Origin of the sequence: Pseudomonas sp. Sample_9 (assembly GCF_004307535.1) — a bacterium.
In the GTDB taxonomy this organism is placed as follows: Bacteria; Pseudomonadota; Gammaproteobacteria; order Pseudomonadales; family Pseudomonadaceae; genus Aquipseudomonas; species Aquipseudomonas mercuritolerans.
Genome location: NZ_RAZO01000464.1, coordinates 1 through 1334, shown reverse-complemented (window position 1 = coordinate 1334; position 1334 = coordinate 1). Strand labels below are relative to the sequence as shown.

At 64.7% G+C, this 1334-nt stretch carries 1 protein-coding gene and 1 pseudogene; one reads left to right on the top strand and one right to left on the bottom strand.

Annotated elements, in window-relative coordinates; translation table 11 throughout:
- Positions 1-320: pseudogene (locus D6877_RS26525) on the top strand (arginine-ornithine antiporter); the annotation flags it as partial.
- A 194-nt stretch (positions 321-514) separates the two neighbouring features.
- Here D6877_RS26525 and D6877_RS26520 read toward each other — a convergent pair.
- A partial coding sequence (locus D6877_RS26520) for a CoA transferase (protein WP_178083757.1) occupies positions 515-1334 on the bottom strand: 820 nt, incomplete at its 5' end.

Genomic DNA, 1334 nt, shown 5'->3' with positions numbered 1-1334 from the left:
ACCTGTGGTCAGCGGCCTACGCGGTACTGCTCAGCGGGCGCGGCGAAACCTACGAGCACGCGTCGGCCGAGCGCACCAAGGATCTGCTGATTGGCGGCATCGCCCTGGTTTACGCGGTGTGGCTGTTGTATGCCGGCGGGGTGAAATATCTGCTGCTGTCGGCGCTGCTGTATGCGCCGGGGGTGATTCTGTTTGCCAAGGCCAAGCGTGAACAGGGCCAGCCGGTTTTCACTACGGTGGAGAAAGGAATTTTTGCCTGCGTGGTGATCGGGGCGGGGCTGGCGGCGTATGGGTTGTATAGCGGAGTGTTGTCGTTGTGATCTGAAAAGCCGCCCCTCACCCCAGCCCTCTCCCAGAGGGAGAGGGGGCCGGCCGAGGTGTCTGGCGCTATACATCGACCTGAGCGATCGAGTCGATTATGGATTCGACGAAAATCTTTCACGTCGGCGTAACTCTCCAATATCCCCCAATCAGTCCCCTCTCCCTCTGGGAGAGGGCTAGGGTGAGGGGCTTCTCATGGCCAACAGGGAGGATGCGAGCCCAACTCCGTCGCCGGCAAATCCCACTGCAGCGCCGTCCCACCGATGTGCACCGGCACGCGCAATCTGCGCGCCGGCCCCCACGCGGTGTTTTCAATCGCCGGATCCTGATCCCGCGCGTCTTCGGCCCGCAGCGGGTCATGCGTCCCCGGCCCATGCTCGAGCAACAGCTTCGCCGTCCGTGCCAGCGACAACCGCGCCGAACCCCCGCGACCGTTGGCCAGTCGTTCAGTCAGCAATCTGATCGCACTCGCCGCCAGCAGATACCCGGTCGCATGATCCAGCGCCTGCACCGGCAGCGGCGTCGGTTTATCGCTGTGCTTCCAATGCTGTCCGGCCTCGGCGATGCCGCTGCTCATCTGCACCAGGCTGTCGAAGCCCCGGCGGTTCTGCCAGGGGCCGCTCCAGCCGTAGGCGTTGAGGCAGACGTCGATCAGCCCCGGTGCCAGTTGTCGACGGCGCTCAACACCAAAGCCGAGGTGTTCCAGAGCGTCGGCGCGGTAGCCGTGCAGCAGAATGTCGGCGTCTTTCAGCAAATCTTCGAACACTGCGCGATCCGCTGGTACTTGCAGATCCAGCCGCGCACAGCGTTTGCCCACGGTCATTTCCGGGACCACGCCGGGTTCGTTCCAGCTCGGTGGATCGATGCGCAGCACGTTTGCGCCCAGCCCAGCGAGGAGGCGGCTGGCGGTGGGGCCGGCGAGGACGCGGGTCAGGTCGAGCACCTTGATCCCTGCCAGAGGCCGTGCGATCGAGCCTTGCCATGGGCTGCGGTTCTCGTCCGTCTGCTCGATG